This window comes from Rhizobium sp. WYCCWR10014, from assembly GCF_001657485.1.
In the GTDB taxonomy this organism is placed as follows: Bacteria; Pseudomonadota; Alphaproteobacteria; order Rhizobiales; family Rhizobiaceae; genus Rhizobium.
Genome location: NZ_LXFU01000049.1, coordinates 125596 through 139776 on the forward strand (window position 1 = coordinate 125596; position 14181 = coordinate 139776).

Consider the following 14181-nt stretch of genomic DNA (forward strand, 5'->3'; position numbering starts at 1 on the left):
CGGGACGAGAAAAAGGCTCAGCCTTCCTCTTTCGGTCGCTCGATGCGAATCACCTGCGGCTCGCCGAAGAGATAGCCTTCCGACTTGATCGAGGCGACTGCCTTGCGCACCGACTCTTCCATCGTCGCATGGGTGACGAGAATGATCGTCTGGTGGTGCGATGGCGCCAGGTGCTGCTTGGAGCGCTGGACGATCGATTCCAGCGAGATGTTGTTTTCGGCCATACGGGTTGCGACGCTGGCAAAGACGCCAGTGCGGTCGAGCACGGTCAGGCGGATGAAATAGCCGCCCTCGTGGCTCTGCATCTGCGCCTTGCGGTAGGGCTCCAGCGTCGTTGCGGGATGGCCGAGCACCGGTACGCGCTGGGCGCCCGGCTGGCTCTTGGCGATATCGGCGATATCGCCGAGCACCGACGAGGCCGTGGCGTTGCCGCCGGCGCCAGGGCCGACCATCAGCAATTCGCCGAGCACGTCGGATTCGATCGCCACCGCATTGGTGACGCCGTCGACCTGGGCGATGACCGAATCGACCGGCACCATGGTCGGGTGCACCCGCTGCTCGATGCCGGTATCGGTGCGCTGGGCAACGCCCAAGAGCTTGATGCGATAACCGAGTTCGGCGGCAGCGTGGATATCCTCGATCGAGATGTTGGTGATGCCCTCGAGATAGATATCGTCGGCGGCGATCTGATTGCCGAAGGCGAGCGTCGTCAGGATGGAAAGCTTATGGGCCGTGTCGTTGCCCTCGATATCGAAGGCCGGATCGGCCTCGGCATAACCCAGCCGCTGCGCTTCCTTCAGGCATTCGGCGAAGGAAAGCCCCTCCTTCTCCATCTTGGTCAGGATGTAATTGCAGGTGCCGTTCATGATGCCATAGATGCGCGAGACGGAGTTGCCCGTCAGCGATTCACGCAGCGCCTTGATGACCGGGATACCGCCGGCGACTGCCGCCTCGAAGTTCAGCAGCGACCCCTTCTCCTCGGCGATCGTCGCAAGTTCGACGCCGTGATAGGCAAGCAGCGCCTTGTTGGCTGTCACCACATGGAGACCACGCTGAAGTGCGGCGCGCACCGAGATGTTGGCCGCCCCTTCGGCGCCGCCCATCAACTCGACGAAGACGTCGATATCGCCTTTTTCGGCAAGATCTTCCGGCCGGTCGAACCAGGTGACAGTGGAAAGATCGATGCCGCGGTCCCTCGCCTTGTCACGCGCGGAGACCGCCGTGATGGTGATCGGACGCCCGCAGGTGACGGCAAGCTCGTTGCTTTTCTGCTGAATGATGCGGACAAGCGAGGCGCCAACGGTGCCCAACCCCGCAATGCCGATTTTGAGGGCATCTGCCATGGATCGATCCTGAAATGTCTGTGTGGCGGCAGCCGCTTGACGCGGCTGCCCAACGGTTGGATTAGCGGTGTGCGTTCAGCGAGATGACGTTGTGCATCGTCTCGTCTGCCGTCGACATGAACTTTTTGATGTTGCGCGCAGCCTGGCGGATGCGGTGTTCGTTCTCGACAAGTGCCAGACGGACGTAGTCGTCGCCCATCTCGCCGAAGCCGATGCCCGGGGCAACGGCGACGTCGGCCTTCTCGACCAGCAGCTTGGAGAATTCCAGCGAACCGAGATGACGGAATTTTTCCGGGATCTTCGCCCAGGCGAACATCGTCGCAGCCGGCGGCGGCACGTCGAATCCGGCCTTGCCGAAGCTTTCGACCATGACGTCGCGTCGACGTTTATAGACGTTGCGGACTTCCGCAATGTCGGAACCATCGCCGTTCAGCGCATGCGTCGCCGCCACCTGGATCGGCGTGAAGGCGCCGTAGTCGAGATAGGACTTGACGCGGGTGAGCGCCGCGATCAGCCGCTCGTTTCCGACGGCAAAGCCCATTCGCCAGCCGGGCATGGAGAAGGTCTTCGACATCGAGGTGAACTCGACGGTCACGTCCATTGCGCCCGGCACTTCGAGAACCGACGGCGGCGGGGCGCCATCGAAGTAGATTTCCGAATAGGCAAGGTCGGAGAGCACGATGATGTCGTGCTTCTTGGCGAAGGCGATGACGTCCTTGTAGAAATCGAGCGTCGCGACAAAGGCCGTCGGGTTCGAGGGATAGTTAAGGATCAGTGCCAAGGGCTTCGGGATAGAATGCCGGACGGCACGTTCCAGCGGTTCGAAGAAGCTCGCATCCGGCTCCACCGACATGGAGCGGATCACGCCGCCCGCCATCAGGAAGCCGAAGGCGTGGATCGGATAGGTAGGGTTCGGGCAAAGGATCACGTCGCCAGGCGCAGTGATTGCCTGCGCCATGTTGGCGAAGCCCTCCTTGGAGCCCAAGGTGGCGACCACCTGGGTATCCGGATTGAGCTTGACGCCGAAACGGCGGGCATAATAGGCGGCCTGGGCGCGCCGCAGGCCCGGAATGCCTTTGGAAGAGGAATAACGGTGCGTGCGCGGATCCTGCACGACCTCGCACAGCTTGTCGACGATCGACTGGGGAGTGGGAAGGTCGGGGTTTCCCATGCCGAGATCGATGATATCGGCGCCGCCCGCTCGCGCGCTTGCCTTCAAACGGTTGACCTGTTCGAAAACATAAGGCGGCAAACGTCGGACTTTGTGAAACTCTTCCATCTCATTCCCCATGGAAAGGCGGCATTTCGGGCCGCAGTCGAAGTTCGTTCCGTCTCCCGGCGGCTGCGACACGAACTTCAGAATCGCAACGCCGTATTCATCAGACCCAAGCGACGCGGCGAATCTTTGACGGAAAGGCCGCGTAACGCGCTTTATCGGGAAAATTGTATCTTCCGATCCTTGCCGAAGGCTTTGCGTCCAAATTGCCTGAAAGGCAAGGTCTATTTGGAGATTTCGGACAGCGTATCGGTGCCGTGCTCGGCGGCGAGACGCCGCATTTCGGCGACCCTGGCCTGATATTCGGCTTCCGAGATCGCGCCTGCCTTGCGCCGGGCGGCAAGTGCCGTCAGCTGATGCTGCAGTTCGGCCGCCTGCTCGTCGCTCATCTGGACATTGGCGGCGGTCAACGGGGCGCCGAAATTCGGATAGCCGTCCGGGTATTTTGCAAGACCGCCCTCGGCCGCCTCGCCCTTGGTGGCCGGCATGACGACGGCGGTCGGCGCCGCTCGCTTGGCGGCGGCTGCGGCTTTTTGTTCCGCCGTCAGATTGCATCCGGCAAGAGCCATCGCCGCCGCGGCGCAGATCAGTGCGGTGCGGTTGAAGGTTGCGATGTGCCGAATGCCGTTCTTCGTCATGCCTCAAAAATCCAGTTTTGACTGCTTCGACTGTTAAATTTGTCGCAGCCACAAAGCAATAGCATGAGCCGATGCGGGTGGAACTTGTTTTCTCGTTCGATCACGATGTACAACGAATGGATAAAAAGAGTGGTGCTGCCGCCGGAGGAAATGGTGACCGACAGCAAGCAGGAGAATGGCGGCAAGGCTGGCTTCGACGCGACCGATCTCGATCCCTATCTGTTGAAGGATCCTGAGGCCATGGCGATGAATTTCGCCCGGGCGCTCGAAAATCTCGGACAAGCAGCGTCTGCCTGGCTTGCGCCGCGCGAACGCGGCGAGATCAGCGAAAGCGCCGCCGATCCGATGACCGACATGGTCAAGACGCTTTCCAAGGTCACCGAATACTGGATTTCCGATCCACGCCGCACCTTCGAGGCACAGACGCAGCTGATGTCATCGTTCTTCGGCATCTGGATGCGCTCGATGCAGCGCATGCAGGGCGATCTCACGCCACCCGAGCCGGACACCCGCAAGGACAAGCGCTTTTCGGACGAGGACTGGCAGAAGAATCCGTTCTTCGATTTTCTTCGCCAGGTCTATTTCGTGACGACCGACTGGGTGGAAAAGATGGTGTCGGAGACCGAAGGCCTCGACGAGCACACCAAACACAAGGCCGGCTTCTACGTGAAGCAGATCACGGCAGCGCTTTCGCCGACCAACTTCATCGCCACCAATCCGCAGCTCTACCGCGAGACGATCGCGACCAGCGGCGCCAATCTGGTGCGGGGGATGAAGATGCTGGCCGAGGATATCGCTGCCGGACATGGCGACCTTCGCCTTCGCCAGACCGACATGACGAAATTCGCCGTCGGCCGCGACATGGCGCTGACGCCAGGCAAGGTGATCGCCCAGAACGATATCTGCCAGATCATTCAGTACGAGGCATCGACCGAAACCGTGCTGAAGCGGCCGCTTCTGATCTGCCCGCCCTGGATCAACAAGTTCTATATTCTCGACCTCAACCCGCAAAAATCCTTCATCAAATGGTGCGTCGACCAGGGGCAGACGGTCTTCGTCATCTCCTGGGTCAACCCGGATGCGCGCCACGCCGACAAGGACTGGGCGGCCTATGCCCGTGAGGGTATCGATTTCGCGCTTGATACAATCGAGAAGGCGACCGGCGAGAAGGACGTCAACGCCGTCGGCTACTGTGTCGGCGGCACGCTGCTGGCCGCGACACTGGCGCTGCATGCCAAGGAGAAGAACAAGCGCATCAAGACCGCGACACTCTTCACCACCCAGGTCGACTTCACCCATGCCGGCGACCTCAAGGTCTTCGTCGACGAGGAGCAGCTTGAATCGCTCGAAGAACATATGCAGGCGGCCGGCTATCTCGACGGCACGAAGATGTCGATGGCCTTCAACATGCTGCGCGCCTCCGAGCTGATCTGGCCTTATTTCGTCAACAACTACCTCAAGGGCCAGGATCCCCTGCCCTTCGACCTGTTGTTCTGGAACGCCGATTCGACCCGCATGGCAGCGGCAAACCATGCCTTCTACCTACGCAATTGCTATCTCAAGAATGCGCTGACGCAGAACGAGATGATCCTCGACGGCAAGTCCGTGTCGCTGAAGGACGTCAAGATCCCGATCTATAATCTCGCCACCCGCGAGGATCACATCGCACCTGCCAAGTCCGTCTTCCTCGGCAGCCGGTTCTTCGGCGGGAAGGTGGAATTCGTCGTGACGGGCTCCGGACACATCGCTGGCGTCGTCAATCCGCCCGACAGGAAGAAGTATCAATTCTGGACGGGCGGCCCCGCCAAGGGAGACTACGAGACCTGGCTCGAGCAGGCGACGGAGACTCCGGGATCATGGTGGCCGCATTGGCAGGCCTGGATCGAGACGCATGACGGCAGACGCGTGCCGGCCCGCAAACCCGGCGGCGATGCGTTGAACGCGATCGAGGAAGCGCCGGGAAGTTATGTGATGGAGCGCGCCTGAGAAGGCCCAACACATCTCTTTTTGAGACGTCGTGAAAAACTGCAACGTCGCGTAAACAAATTAGAAACCATAATTCGTCATCCTTGCGAGACAGTCGGAGGTCGTGGGTGGTCTAAATTCGGCCCATTTGCGCCTGTACCGGCCCCGGCGAAGTGTAGTCAGTCAGTGCCGCCGGCCTGCGTAGCGAGTTTGAAAGACGAGTGTAGTATGGCGTGTGCGGTTGGGACGTTCGATGACGTCACCCCTCTTGGCGGATCTGCTTTCCGTTGGCGCAGATCTCGCGGTTTCCTTTACGGTGTTGTCGGCGCCGGACTTCTGACCTCCACATGGCTGATCGCGACCTTCGCGACGATGCACTCGATAGCCGCCCCCTATTCTCCGCCCGATCGCCTGGCACAGCTCGGCGCTGCGCCGAAGGTGGCTCCGTCAACGCGCCATGAGCGACTGATCCATGTCGGCAAGGCCGACCGGCTGGCCGCCTTTGATGCGAAGCCGAAGTTCCCGCTGACGGCGAGCCTCATTCAATCCCACGCGGAAAAGACCGCTGCCGCTGCGACGGCGCTTGCGGTTCTCGCCAAACACAATCGGCGCGCCATGGCTGCCGAACAGCCGGTCGTGGCGGCGATTTCCGACAGCGCCAAATTCCGCAAGGACGATGTGATCGCGCCGCCGCCGGTCGAGGTCGCCTCGGCAGAGACCGAAGAAGACGACGGTGACCGGATCATCGTTCCCTCGAAGGAGGCCGTCGCCGCAGCCGAACTCCCGTCCTTGCTTGCTCTTGCCGATGCCGGATCGAAGCAAATCGCGCCGGCTCCGGTCGAACCAGCCGCATCTCCCGTCAAAACGGCCTCCATTCCCCCATCAGAACCAACTCCGGTGGTCGTCGCCGCCGCGGAAGATGCGCCACCCTTCGATCTCGTGCTGGCGCCGGACGAAGGTTCGGTGCCGCTGCCGATGGCGCGTCCTGACGGACTCATAGGCAAACCGACACCGGCCGCCAAGGGTTCGCAGCGCTCTGGCGAGCCTGTGCTTGCCTACGCCCAGCCGAACTCGCCGATCGAGGATGACGAGGACGATGCAGTGCCGCGCTACGACAAGCCGGTCTTCTCGCCGAAGGTGCGCGCAGGCGTAGCGATCTACGATATCGAAAACAGCACCGTCTATCTGCCGAACGGCGAAAGGCTTGAGGCCCATTCCGGGCTCGGCAAGATGCGCGATAACCCGCGTTTCGCCAACAAGAAGATGCGCGGACCGACGCCGCCGCACACCTATGTCCTCACCATGCGCGAGAGCCTTTTCCACGGCGTCGAGGCGCTGCGGCTGACGCCGGTCGAAGGTTCCGATGCCATCTATGACCGTGTCGGCCTGCTCGCCCATACCTACATGCTCGGCAAGAACGGCGATTCCAACGGCTGCGTCTCATTCAAGGATTACCGCCGCTTCCTCGCCGCCTACAAGCGCGGCGACATCAAGCAGCTCGTGGTGGTGCCGCGGTTGAACAACAAACCGTCTTCGACGCTTGCCTCGCTGTTTTCGCGGCGCAGCTGAGCGATAAGCAGCCGCGAGCGCTATTTCAGCCAGGCTGCGATTCGCTCCACCGCCTCGGCGATCTCCGCCTGCGAGCCCGCATAGGACAGACGGAGCGTTCTATTTCCCTCCAGCGGATCGAAGTCGAGACCGGGCGTGGCGGCGACGTCGATTTCCGCGAGCATGCGTTTGGCAAAACTCATGCTGTCATTGGTGAAGCGGGTGACGTCGAGATAGGCGTAGAAGGCGCCGTCCATCGGCGAGGCGATAGAAAGCCCGATCTGCGGCAGTCGCCGCATCAGCAGCTCGCGGTTGGAGGCATAGCTCGCCTTATAACGATCGAGTTCGGCGCCGGCGCTCAGAGCGGCTGTGGCAGCGATCTGAGAGAGTTCGGGCGGAGAAATATAGAGGCTCTGCGCCACCCGCTCGATCGGCCGTACCAGGCGTTCCGGCAGCACCATCCAGCCGATTCGCCAGCCGGTCATGCAATAATATTTGGAGAAGGAGTTGATGACGATCGCCTCATCGGTCAGTTCCAGCGCGCTCGCCTCCTCCCCGGCAAAAGTCAGCCCGTGGTAGATTTCATCGGAGATGAAGGCGATGGAATGGGCCGCGCAGTAATCCGAAAGCGTCTTCAGCCCATCGCGGCCGGTCACCGTACCGGTCGGGTTGGCGGGGCTTGCGAGCAGTACGCCTTTCAGCCTCATGCCGCTTTCCTTCTGCGCCGCTTCGAGGCTTTGCGGCGTCAGGGTGAAGTGGGTCTCGGCCGTTACAGGCACTTCGAGAACTTTCAGCCCCAGCGCACCGAGGATATTGCGATAGGCGGGATAACCGGGTCTTGCGATCGCCACGGCATCGCCGGCATCGAAGAGCGACAGAAAGGCGAGATTGAAGCCGGCCGAGGAACCGGTAGTGATGGCGATGCGCTTGGGATCGATCTCGAGACCGTGGCGATCCTTGTAATGCCAGGCAAGCGCCGATTTCAGCCGCGCCGTCCCTAGCGCATCGGTATAACCGATCCGGCCTTCGGCAAGGGCTGCGCGCGCCGCTTCGAGGGCCGCTTGAGGTGCCGGATGCGAGGGTTGACCAACCGCCATCGAGATCACGGGATGGCCGGCCGCACGCCGCTTCGTCGCCTCCGCCAAGACGTCCATGGCGTGAAAAGGCTCGACTTCGCTGCGTTTCGATATGGAAAACAAGATCGTTTCTCGCTCAGCTTCTTCAATCACGGCCCGACAATTGCCGCATTAATCGGCTCATCACAATCCCGCGAGGGCCGCGCAGGGGTGAATAATTCCTGTTTGAGCAGAACCGAACGCACCGTACCTTGACGCGACGCATTCAAGTCCATTAACCCGGCGACGGTCTTCTCGATGAAGAGACGACCATATCGCCGATGACGAGGATATCATGGCATTCTTCCCGAAGACCTTCACCGCACTGGCGCTTGCCGCATCGATCGCCCTTCCGCTTCCGGCGGCAGCGCTCGACGACCAGCAGAAGAAGGAGTTCGGCGAATTCATCAAGCAATACCTGATCGAGAACCCCGAGATCATGCTCGAAGTCCAGGATGCGCTGCAGAAGAAGCAGGAGGCCCAGCGGTCGGTGAAGGCCAATATGGCGATCGAAGAGAACAGCACCGACATCTTCGAATCGAAGAACGACGTCACGCTCGGCAATCCCAGGGGCGATGTCACTGTCGTCGAATTCTTCGATTATAATTGCAGCTACTGCCGGCACGCGCTTCCCGACATGCAGGCGATGCTGAAGAAGGACAAGAACGTCCGTTTCGTCCTCAAGGAATTCCCGATCCTCGGGCCGGATTCGGTCGCCGCCCACAAGGTGGCCGACGCCTTCCGCAAGCTCGCACCGGAGAAATATGCCGATTTCCACGTCGCCCTTCTCGGCACCGAAGGCCGCGCCTCTGACGAAACAGCGGTCGCGGTCGCCGCTTCGCTCGGCGTCAGCGAGGACAAGATCCGCGCCGAGATGGCAAAGAGCCCGAATGACGGAATCGTCCAGGCGACCTACCAGCTCGCCTCCAGTCTCGGCATCAGCGGCACGCCCTCTTATGTGATCGGCAACGAACTGGTGCCGGGTGCGGTCGGTCTCGACGATCTCGAAGCCAAGGTCAAGAACATGCGCAGCTGCGGCAAGACCGCCTGCTGAGAGAACCGGTCGCCGGCCGGCAGCCCATCAAATCGCCAAAATCGAAGTGTTTCAACCATGTGGACAAATGTGGCACGATTGCCGCTGGCCAATCCGTAAGGGCTTTCATTCAGCCTTCGCGGAGTCTATAGGTTGCCGTCGTACATTTTACGGAACATTCGATGACGCAAACGATTTTTGTCCTGAACGGCCCCAACCTCAACATGCTGGGTAAACGAGAGCCTGGCATTTATGGCGGCAAGACGCTCAAGGACATCGAGGCGGACTGCAAGGCCGCAGGCCGCGAACTCGGCCTCGATATCGACTTTCGCCAGAGCAACCATGAAGGCACGCTCGTCGACTGGTTCCATGAGGCCGACGAAAAGGCTGTCGGCGTTGCCATCAATGCAGGCGCCTATACGCATACATCGGTCGCGCTACATGATGCGATCCGCGCTATTTCCATTCCCGTCGTCGAGCTCCACATATCCAACGTGCATGCACGGGAAGAATTCCGCCACAAGTCGATGATCGCGCCGGCATGCAAAGGCGTGATCTGCGGCTTCGGGCCTCACAGCTACATCCTGGCGCTCCACGCGCTGAAGAACATCACGGCATAAGAAGAAGACAGGGCAACACCATGGCTGAAAAGAAATCGGGTATCGACCAGGCACTGATCCGCGATCTCGCCAATATTCTCAATGAAACGGATCTGACGGAGATCGAGGTCGAGCAGGACGACCTGCGCATCCGCGTTTCGCGCGCCGGCACGCCGCAATATGTCCAGGCGCCGATCGCGGCACCTGGTTATGCCGCGCCCGCAGCCGCCGCTGCGGCAGCTGCTGCCGCGCCTGCCGCAGCTCCCAGCCGCAACCCGGCCAATGTCGTCAATGCACCGATGGTTGGTACCGTTTACATGGCGCCGGCTCCGGGCGCGCGTCCCTTCATCGAAGTCGGCGCAACCGTCAAGGAAGGCCAGACTCTGATCATCATCGAAGCGATGAAGACGATGAACCAGATACCCTCGCCGAAGTCAGGCAAGGTGACCGAGATCCTCGTCGATGACGGACATCCCGTCGAATACGGCCAAGCCCTCGTCGTAATCGAATAGGCCGATGCCCATGATTTCGAAAATCCTCATCGCCAATCGCGGGGAAATCGCCCTTCGCGTGCTTCGGGCCTGCAAGGAGCTCGGCATCGCCTGCGTCGCGGTTCATTCCACCGCCGACGCCGATGCCATGCATGTGCGCCTTGCCGACGAAAGTGTCTGCATCGGTCCGCCCTCTTCGCGCGAGAGCTATCTCAACATCCACCAGATCGTCGCCGCCTGCGAGATCACCGGCGCCGACGCCGTGCATCCGGGCTACGGCTTTCTGTCGGAGAATGCCAAGTTCGCTGATATCCTCGAAGCCCATGGCATTACCTTCATTGGGCCGACGGCGGATCATATCCGCATCATGGGCGACAAGATCACCGCCAAGACGACGGCGCTCGAGCTCGGCATTCCCGTCGTTCCGGGCTCGGACGGCGAGGTGAAGACCGAAGAGGATGCGCTGAAGACGGCCGCTGAAATCGGCTATCCCGTGCTGATCAAGGCCACGGCCGGCGGCGGCGGACGCGGCATGAAGGTCGCCAAGAGCGAGGCCGACCTGATCGAGGCCTGGTCGACGGCGCGCACGGAAGCGTCAGCCGCCTTCGGCAACGATGCCGTCTACATGGAAAAATATCTCGGCAAGCCGCGCCACATCGAAATCCAGGTGTTCGGCGACGGCGAAGGCAATGCCATCCATCTCGGCGAACGCGACTGCTCGCTGCAGCGGCGCCATCAGAAGGTCTGGGAAGAGGCGAATTCGCCGGCACTCAACGTCGAGCAGCGCATGAAGATCGGCCAGGTCTGCGCCGACGCCATGAAGAAGCTGAAATATCGCGGCGCCGGCACGATCGAATTCCTCTACGAAAACGGCGAGTTCTATTTCATCGAAATGAACACCCGCCTGCAGGTGGAGCATCCGATCACCGAAGCGATCACCGGCATCGACCTCGTGCATGAGCAGATCCGCGTCGCTTCCGGCGGCGGTCTCTCGGTGACGCAGGACGAAGTGCATTTTTCCGGGCACGCCATCGAGTGCCGTATCAATGCCGAGCACCCGCGCACCTTCGTGCCTTCGCCCGGCACGATCACGCATTTCCACGCGCCAGGCGGCCTCGGCGTGCGCATCGATTCCGGTGCCTATCAGGGCTACAAGATCCCGCCCTATTACGACAGCCTCATCGGCAAGCTGATCGTGCACGGCCGTACCCGCGTCGAATGCATGATGCGCCTGCGACGGGCGCTCGACGAATTCGTCGTCGACGGCATCAATACGACGCTGCCGCTGTTCCAGGATCTCGTCTCCAACCAGGATATCGCCAACGGCGATTACGACATCCACTGGCTGGAAGACTACCTCGCCAACACACCGGCGGCATAGGACAGGTATGGCAGGATCGCGCAGGAAGTCACCAGGCATAACCCCTGACATTCTCCTGCGCGCCTATTCCATCGGCCTCTTCCCGATGGCCGAATCCGCCGACGACCCGGAGATCTTCTGGGTCGAACCGGAACTGCGCGGCGTGCTGCCGTTCGACCATTTTCATGTGTCGAAAAGCCTTGCCAAGACGGTGCGCAAGAAACCCTTCGAGATCCGTTTCGATCACGCTTTCGATCAGGTCATCGCTGCCTGTGCGGAGGAGACATCCGGGCGCCCGAGCACCTGGATCAACAAGACGATCAGATCGCTTTATTCGACGCTCTTCGACATGGGCCATGCCCATACCGTCGAAGCCTGGGAGGGCGATGAGCTGGTCGGCGGCCTCTACGGCGTCTCGCTCGGCTCGGCCTTCTTCGGCGAAAGCATGTTTTCGCGCCGGACGGATGCCTCGAAGATCTGCCTCGTGCATCTGGTCGACCGGCTGCGGCAAAGAGGCTTCACCCTGCTCGACACGCAGTTCACCACCGAGCACCTGAAAACGTTCGGAGCGATCGACGTTCCGAAGGCCGATTATGCCGCGATGCTTGCCGCGGCGATGGAATCGCCGCACCTTAAGTTTTGACCCAAACGCTGCCTGCTTCAGACGGCACGCGCTAAAGCATGTCGCGCAAAAGTGCGCAGCGGTTTCGATGACGACATGCGGAAAACAAAGACAAGCGCGAGGAGCGAATCTGAAAGATTGCGATGCGCTTTAGCGCGCTGTCGCCTTGGCGCCGTCAGGAGCAGGGACGTCCGAGCTGGTCTTGCAGTCCTTCAGCCAGACGTCGTAGATCGGGTGCTCGACGGCGTTGAGGCCGGGGCTGGCGGCGAACATCCAGCCGGTGAAGATGCGGCGGATCTTGCGGTCGAGGGTGATCTCGTCGACCTCGACGAAACCGTCGATCTTCTGTGCTTCCGACTGATCGCGCGAATAGCAGGCCTTCGGTGTCACCTGCAGCGCACCGAACTGTACCGTCTCATTGACATAGACGTCGAAGGTCGTGATGCGGCCGGTGATCTTGTCGAGGCCGGAAAAGACGGCAACCGGATTTTCGATGCGTGCGGCATTTGCCGCCACTGGCGGAAGCAGGGCCGAGAGCGCCAGCAGCGATCCGGCGGCACGCAGGACCATGTTCCGCGTGAAGAGCTTCATATGTACCCGTCTCCAGACATTTTCAGTTCACGGCCGCGGTCAAGCGCGGCCAACCTGCGGGTAAAGGTCAATTGTGGCCAAAAGCCGGGTCTTGGGATCGCCCGGTCGGACCGTCTCAGTTGCCCGGCGTCCAGGCGTCGTAATCGCCGGTGACGCGCGGACGTTCGCCCGGAACGGCGATGGAGCCCGGCGGACGATAGGCCTGCGGCGAACCGGTATGGTTGGGCCGGTGCGGCTTCTGCCAATCCTTGGCGACGTAGCTCTCCTTGGATGGGGGAACATCGGTGCGATGATGCATCCAGCCATGCCAACCCGGCGGAATGGCGGAGGCTTCGGCATAACCCTTGTAGATCACCCAGCGCTTCGGCAGACCGTAGGAAGACATGCCGCCTTCGTAGTAGACGTTGCCGAATTCATCCTCGCCGACGCGCTTGCCAAAACGCCAGGTCGCAAAACGCGTGCCCATCGTCTGACCGTTCCACCAGGTAAAGGTCTGAACCAGAAGATTCCACATGTCTTTTCCTTGTGCCCGCCAGATGCGAGCCAAACCAGAATTCGTTTCCTCGCTTATGCCGTCACCAAGCCGAATTGTCCAGCGATTCCACGACGGCCATGGGTCATTTCAAAGCCATCTTGAAGCCGAGATGCGAGGGCTTGAAGCCCAGCCTTTCATAGAAACGATGGGCATCCTTGCGTACTGCATTCGAGGTCAACGCAACCCGCCCGAAACCGCGGCCTTTTGCCTCGGCAATGGCAAATTCGATCATCAGTCCTCCGACCCCCTGCCCGCGCATATCGGCGCGCGTCTGCACCGCCTCGATAATCATCGCCGAGGAGCCGCGGCCAGTGAGCGAGGTCGTCACCATCGTCTGGAACGTGCCGACGACCTCGCCGCCGCGCTCTGCGACGTAAAGCGTCTGGTCAGGCGAAGCCTCGATAACGGCGAAGGCCCTGAGATAATCCGGGAAAACTTCAGCTTCCGTGGTATCGCCGTGACCGCCAAGTGCGTCGGCGGCAAACATAGCCACCAGCGCCGGCAGATCTTCCCGGCGAGCCGGACGAATGAGAATGTCGGGCGACTCGACCACCACAGTCTCAATGCCCTTCGAGTGGTTTTTCGAAGATCAGCGCCGGAATGCCGGATTGTCCGGCTCCGCTATTCTCGTTGCGGCCGACCTCGGTGAAGCCGTGCGTGCGATAGAAGGCGATCGCCGCGGCATTCTGCGGTTCGACTTCGAGGCGCATGATCTCCGCATCGGGAAAGCAGGTTTCGAGCTCGGCGAAGATATCGCGGCCGATACCCTGGCGCTGCAGCGCCGGCCTGACATAGAGGAGATACAGCATGACCGTCTTCGTCAATTGCTGCGACATTGCCGCATAACCCATGCCGCCGATATTGCGGCCGTCATCGGCAACGAGGAATTCGGCATCCTTTCGCATGAGGCGCGTCTTCAGCGCCGCCGGCGAAAAGAGATGGGCGATCAGATCCTCCACCTTGGCTCTGCCATGCAGGCTGTCATAGGTGGCATGAAAGCTCTCCACCAAGAGGGCGCGCACCTTCTCGAGGTCGCGCTCGCCGGCGGTGCGGACGAAATACACC

General features: G+C 61.1%; 15 protein-coding genes. 7 read left to right on the top strand and 8 right to left on the bottom strand.

Annotation, left to right across the window (positions count from 1 at the left end):
- Positions 1-17: 17 nt before the first annotated feature.
- From A6U98_RS28295 to A6U98_RS28305, 3 genes are all read right to left on the bottom strand, one after another.
- Complete coding sequence (locus tag A6U98_RS28295) at positions 18-1343, bottom strand: homoserine dehydrogenase (RefSeq protein ID WP_064654265.1); 1326 nt, start codon at positions 1341-1343, stop codon at positions 18-20.
- Between the two features lie 61 nt (positions 1344-1404).
- Positions 1405-2622: an LL-diaminopimelate aminotransferase gene (locus A6U98_RS28300; protein WP_018445590.1), complete on the bottom strand. Its 1218-nt coding sequence runs from the start codon at positions 2620-2622 to the stop codon at positions 1405-1407.
- A 221-nt stretch (positions 2623-2843) separates the two neighbouring features.
- Positions 2844-3257 carry an SHOCT domain-containing protein gene (locus tag A6U98_RS28305; protein WP_064654266.1) on the bottom strand — a complete coding sequence of 138 codons (414 nt, stop codon included), beginning with the start codon at positions 3255-3257 and terminating at the stop codon, positions 2844-2846.
- Between the two features lie 150 nt (positions 3258-3407).
- Between A6U98_RS28305 and phaC the strand changes: the two genes are divergently transcribed.
- A complete protein-coding gene (phaC, locus tag A6U98_RS28310; protein WP_245304584.1) occupies positions 3408-5243 on the top strand; it encodes a class I poly(R)-hydroxyalkanoic acid synthase in 1836 nt (611 codons plus the stop codon).
- Positions 5244-5450: 207 nt separating this feature from the next.
- Complete coding sequence (locus A6U98_RS28315) at positions 5451-6791, top strand: DUF2778 domain-containing protein (protein WP_064654268.1); 1341 nt, start codon at positions 5451-5453, stop codon at positions 6789-6791.
- Between the two features lie 20 nt (positions 6792-6811).
- On the opposite strand, the gene A6U98_RS28320 is transcribed toward A6U98_RS28315, so the two are convergent.
- A complete protein-coding gene (locus A6U98_RS28320) occupies positions 6812-7969 on the bottom strand; it encodes an aminotransferase class I/II-fold pyridoxal phosphate-dependent enzyme (protein ID WP_064654269.1) in 1158 nt (385 codons plus the stop codon).
- Between the two features lie 211 nt (positions 7970-8180).
- Between A6U98_RS28320 and A6U98_RS28325 the strand changes: the two genes are divergently transcribed.
- From A6U98_RS28325 to aat, 5 genes are all read left to right on the top strand, one after another.
- Complete coding sequence (locus A6U98_RS28325) at positions 8181-8939, top strand: DsbA family protein (protein WP_064654270.1); 759 nt, start codon at positions 8181-8183, stop codon at positions 8937-8939.
- A gap of 161 nt (positions 8940-9100) precedes the next feature.
- Positions 9101-9538: a type II 3-dehydroquinate dehydratase gene (aroQ, locus tag A6U98_RS28330; RefSeq protein WP_011651695.1), complete on the top strand. Its 438-nt coding sequence runs from the start codon at positions 9101-9103 to the stop codon at positions 9536-9538.
- Between the two features lie 20 nt (positions 9539-9558).
- The gene (gene accB / locus A6U98_RS28335; protein WP_064654271.1) at positions 9559-10029 is read left to right on the top strand and encodes an acetyl-CoA carboxylase biotin carboxyl carrier protein; all 471 of its coding nucleotides are present in this window, start codon (positions 9559-9561) and stop codon (positions 10027-10029) included.
- 4 nt (positions 10030-10033) lie between these two features.
- Positions 10034-11389 (top strand): acetyl-CoA carboxylase biotin carboxylase subunit, encoded by a 1356-nt coding sequence (accC, locus tag A6U98_RS28340; protein ID WP_197496451.1) that lies wholly within the window; start codon positions 10034-10036, stop codon positions 11387-11389.
- A 7-nt stretch (positions 11390-11396) separates the two neighbouring features.
- Positions 11397-12011, top strand: a complete 615-nt coding sequence (gene aat / locus A6U98_RS28345) for a leucyl/phenylalanyl-tRNA--protein transferase (RefSeq protein ID WP_064654272.1) — start codon at positions 11397-11399, stop codon at positions 12009-12011.
- Between the two features lie 129 nt (positions 12012-12140).
- Here aat and A6U98_RS28350 read toward each other — a convergent pair whose 3' ends face one another.
- The 4 genes from A6U98_RS28350 to A6U98_RS28365 all read right to left on the bottom strand — a co-directional run bounded on the left by A6U98_RS28350 (position 12141) and on the right by A6U98_RS28365 (position 14180).
- On the bottom strand, positions 12141-12581 hold the full coding sequence (locus A6U98_RS28350; protein ID WP_064654273.1) for a DUF2155 domain-containing protein: 441 nt from the start codon (positions 12579-12581) through the stop codon (positions 12141-12143).
- Positions 12582-12696: 115 nt separating this feature from the next.
- The gene (locus A6U98_RS28355) at positions 12697-13095 is read right to left on the bottom strand and encodes an NADH:ubiquinone oxidoreductase subunit NDUFA12 (RefSeq protein WP_003558960.1); all 399 of its coding nucleotides are present in this window, start codon (positions 13093-13095) and stop codon (positions 12697-12699) included.
- A 103-nt stretch (positions 13096-13198) separates the two neighbouring features.
- Positions 13199-13672: a GNAT family N-acetyltransferase gene (locus tag A6U98_RS28360; protein ID WP_064654274.1), complete on the bottom strand. Its 474-nt coding sequence runs from the start codon at positions 13670-13672 to the stop codon at positions 13199-13201.
- A 4-nt stretch (positions 13673-13676) separates the two neighbouring features.
- Positions 13677-14180, bottom strand: coding sequence for a GNAT family N-acetyltransferase (locus A6U98_RS28365; RefSeq protein ID WP_064654275.1), 504 nt, complete (start codon positions 14178-14180; stop codon positions 13677-13679).
- Between the last annotated feature and the right edge of the window lies 1 nt (position 14181).